At 32.9% G+C, this 3,626-nt stretch carries 6 protein-coding genes; all 6 read left to right on the top strand.

Annotation, left to right across the window (positions count from 1 at the left end; all coding sequences use genetic code 11):
- The first annotated feature begins 608 nt into the window (after positions 1–608).
- A complete protein-coding gene (locus tag QZU83_RS10530) occupies positions 609–845 on the top strand; it encodes a helix-turn-helix transcriptional regulator (protein ID WP_292744395.1) in 237 nt (78 codons plus the stop codon).
- Positions 846–854: 9 nt separating this feature from the next.
- Positions 855–1,589 (top strand): DUF4013 domain-containing protein, encoded by a 735-nt coding sequence (locus QZU83_RS10525; RefSeq protein ID WP_295611940.1) that lies wholly within the window; start codon positions 855–857, stop codon positions 1,587–1,589.
- Positions 1,590–1,598: 9 nt separating this feature from the next.
- Positions 1,599–2,390, top strand: coding sequence for a DUF4013 domain-containing protein (locus tag QZU83_RS10520; RefSeq protein WP_295611939.1), 792 nt, complete (start codon positions 1,599–1,601; stop codon positions 2,388–2,390).
- A gap of 62 nt (positions 2,391–2,452) precedes the next feature.
- Positions 2,453–3,049, top strand: a complete 597-nt coding sequence (locus tag QZU83_RS10515; protein WP_295611938.1) for an ATP-binding cassette domain-containing protein — start codon at positions 2,453–2,455, stop codon at positions 3,047–3,049.
- Positions 3,018–3,281, top strand: coding sequence for a hypothetical protein (locus QZU83_RS10510; protein WP_295611937.1), 264 nt, complete (start codon positions 3,018–3,020; stop codon positions 3,279–3,281). Before QZU83_RS10515 ends, QZU83_RS10510 begins: the two co-directional genes overlap by 32 nt.
- Position 3,282: 1 nt before the next feature.
- Positions 3,283–3,626: ABC transporter permease (locus QZU83_RS10505; RefSeq protein ID WP_295611936.1), on the top strand; the 344-nt coding region annotated here is incomplete at its 3' end.

Below are 3,626 nucleotides of genomic sequence, written 5' to 3'. Positions count from 1 at the left end.
TTTTGAAAAGTCTTTGATATATATGGAGGTTTTAATATTATCTTTTTTTGCAAAACCCTTGCCGTTAATGTTAACTTCGACCCGTCAGATTTAAAATGAAAAAACCGCTTTTGATTTAATTGACAGTAACATTGCTTATTTTGTTTTTAAAAATTAGTTTTTGTAATATTTTTCAGTTCCAAGCAGATGTTAGAGGAAAAAAGGGTTGCATATTATGGGTTCATTAGCATGATTTTTTTCTGCCTGGAACTATATCTGTAACATCAAATGTGTTAATCAAATGTTACATATGTTAAAGATGATTTACCTAATATATAAATATTTCGTTTTTAATTTTACCATTAAAAAACAATTATAATCTGTTTGATTAATAATTGGATAATATATATCTATTTAATTTATTTTATTTAGAATTAAAATTAAGTAATATGATATTACATTATTATTTAAGTTTTATAATAATTTTAAATAAATTTAATAAGATTAATTCAAAATAGTAAAGTTTATATACTATGTCATATAACATTAACATAAGTAATTAGATTTTAACATAATTACTTCAAGTACTTAAATACTTTTTGCAAAAATGATTAATTTGTGGGAATACTATGAGAACCATGATTAAATATTTAAGACAGGAGCTCAAAATGAGCCAAAAAGAACTGGGGGATAAGGTTGGAGTTACCCGGCAAACCATTAACGCACTTGAAAACGGGAGGTATAATCCATCTTTATTTCTGGCATACGAAATAACCCAGGTTTTTAATAAAATGTTATTCAAAGGTGATCGAGAACAATATTTCGTAATGGAAGATATTTTCATTTTCGATGATGATTACTATTAGGTGATAAAAATGATTTTAGATATATACAAGGACGCACTGGAGTATTCAGCTAAAGACTGGAAAACCTTAGTGATATTGGGGGTAATGTGTTTTTTCAGCTTATTGTTGCTTCCGATATTCTTAGTTACAGGTTACAATTACAGAGTTATTGAAAATGCAGTACACGGGATTATCAATGGAAGGGATCCATTGCCTGGCTTTGAAGATTTGATAGACATGTTTGTTGATGGTATTAAAGTCGTAATAGTTCAGATAGCCTATTTGCTTGTACCATGCATTGTATTTATTGTCTGTGTAATTCTTGGAAGTCAGTTGCCAGGTTTTGCAGCATCTGCAATGATTGTTATAGGATGCTTAATCACTTTTGTCCTTGTTGTAGTTGCATGTTTGATGAGCCAAATGGGATTATGTCATATGGCATACAATGAGGGTGCATTTTCAAAAGCATTCGCAATAGGTGAAATAAAAGAAGTAATTGATGATATCGGATGGTTTGAATGCATTGCAACATACTTGGGACTAATAATTATAACTGTAGTCATAAGTACTGTTGTAACTTCAATTATCTATGCAATATTTGCCGTATTTGGAATTTCAGGCGCTCTTTTAGGTGCTGATGTGATGGGCGGAATATTTGCACTGGGAATATTGATTAACACAGCAATAAGCATGTTTATTGTAGGACCATACTTAAGCATATTCAATGCAAGATCCATCGGATTATTATACACAATGCAAATTTAGGTGATTAATATGGCAAGCATAACAGATTGCGTCGTTGAAGGGTTGAAATATCCTTTCAATGACATTAAAAAACTTTTAGGATTCGGTGTTTTATGTGCATTAATGAGTGCATTATCAACATTCATTGGCATTAAATCAGTTAACCCAATATCTCAAATACCATTTACACAATTGCCTGCAGGCCACATATATCCTGTAGCGGGTTTGGCTATTCTCAGCTTTATAGTCACATTGTTCATATGGGGATATCAGTATGACATTCTAAAATTCTCAATAGACAAAAAGGCAGACCTTCCGGGGTTCAGCGACATATTGGGAATGCTTATCAAAGGAATAAAATATTTCATAGTAACTGCAGCATACTATATCATTCCAATTATTGTGTTTGTAGTTGGAACAATTTTGGCCGGAAATTCATCTGCAGCCGCAGCGGTAACCATTATTTTAGTGGTGCTGCTTGTAATTGCATATTTCCTTCTGGTCATGGCATTGAACAATATGGTTGCTCATGACGATATTAGAAAGGCATTCGATTTCAGGCAAATAATTGATAACATTTCAAATCTCGGATGGGGAAAATATATTGGAATAATCCTCTTTACAATTATAGTGATGATGATTATTTCAGTTGCCGTAAGCTTTGTGATGGGCTTTTTAAGTCTAGGATTTGCGATAGCTATCAATCAGGTAACAGTAGTATCAGTTGTCATTGCGATAATTGAAGGATTGTTCATAGACTCTTATATGGGTCTGTTTTTCAACAGAGTCTGTGGATCAGTATATAGGGAAGCAGTCAAATAGTTAGGATGTTTTTAAACATTCTAATTTACTTTTTTTTAATTTTTTTTAGGGAGATTTTATATATGGTAGACTACGTCATCAAAACAAATCAGTTGTCAAAAATATATTCCAAAAATAAGGTTGTAGATTCTGTTAACATGCATGTTGAAAGAGGAAAAATCTATGGGCTTTTAGGCAAGAATGGAGCCGGAAAAACCACAACCATGTGCATGCTTTTAAATCTGACATATCCGAGCAGCGGAGAAATATTTCTCTTTGGAAAAAACCCGGAAAAACATTCAGATGAGATATACTCAAAGATAGGTTCCATTATAGAGACTCCGGGATTTTACGAAAATCTTACAGCCTATGAAAATTTGAAAATCATTTCAAAAATAAGAGGGGATTTTGACCCGTACACCATTAATTCGGTTCTTAAGATGGTAAATTTGGACGGGCATCATTCTAAACAGTTCAAGGATTTTTCACTGGGTATGAAACAGCGTCTGGGAATAGCTGCTGCAATTATGCACAGTCCTGAACTGCTGATTTTGGATGAACCTATAAACGGCCTTGATCCCTTTGGAATAAAGGAAATAAGAGACCTGCTTAAGAGGCTGTCCCGTGAATTCGGAATTACGATACTGATTGATACTGATTTCATCACATATTCTAAGTGAAATAGAAAACATAGCTGATGTAATAGGATTCATGGATGAGGGAGTTCTGATTGAAGAAATTTCAAAAGAGGACTTGCATGACAGACTGAACAAATTTGTCGAATTTGAAGTATCCGACATTGATCTGGCATTAAACATTCTCAAATTATTGGAACTTAAAGAAAATGAGGATTTCACAGTCAGCGGAAGTACAATTTGCCTGTATACTCATTTAAGCTTAAACTTTCATTGAAATGGAATTTTTAAAGCTTAAAAGATCAAAAATATTCCTGTTAAGTCTAATGGGAGCTATTCTTCCGCCACTGTTAATGTTTATTGCAGTCACAGCATTTGGCGAGGGCAATACCTTTGAATTGCTATTCACCAATGTGAACATGTACACATCAGCAATGTTTTCGGTTTTAATCTTTGCCATAATCATTTCCTATCTGTTTGGAAGGGAATACAATGAACATACCCTAAAGACAATGCTGACAATCCCTGTTTCAAGAAGTAAATTTCTGGTAAGCAAATACGTCATGTTTTTAGTTTGGATTGTAATTTTAACAGTGGTCACAAGCTTTTCAACACTTGTATT

The organism is uncultured Methanobrevibacter sp. (assembly GCF_902771435.1).
Lineage (GTDB): Archaea > Methanobacteriota > Methanobacteria > Methanobacteriales > Methanobacteriaceae > Methanocatella.
The sequence above is the reverse complement of the archived record's forward strand: the minus strand, read 5'-3'. Positions and strand labels throughout refer to the sequence as shown.

What these genes read in the sequence shown, in the direction of transcription:
- QZU83_RS10525 (WP_295611940.1), top strand. Translation starts at nt 855, where the DNA reads ATGATTTTAGATATATACAAGGACGCACTGGAGTATTCAGCTAAAGAC.
- QZU83_RS10520 (WP_295611939.1), top strand. Translation starts at nt 1,599, where the DNA reads ATGGCAAGCATAACAGATTGCGTCGTTGAAGGGTTGAAATATCCTTTC.
- QZU83_RS10515 (WP_295611938.1), top strand. Translation starts at nt 2,453, where the DNA reads ATGGTAGACTACGTCATCAAAACAAATCAGTTGTCAAAAATATATTCC.
- QZU83_RS10530 (WP_292744395.1), top strand. Translation starts at nt 609, where the DNA reads ATGAGAACCATGATTAAATATTTAAGACAGGAGCTCAAAATGAGCCAA.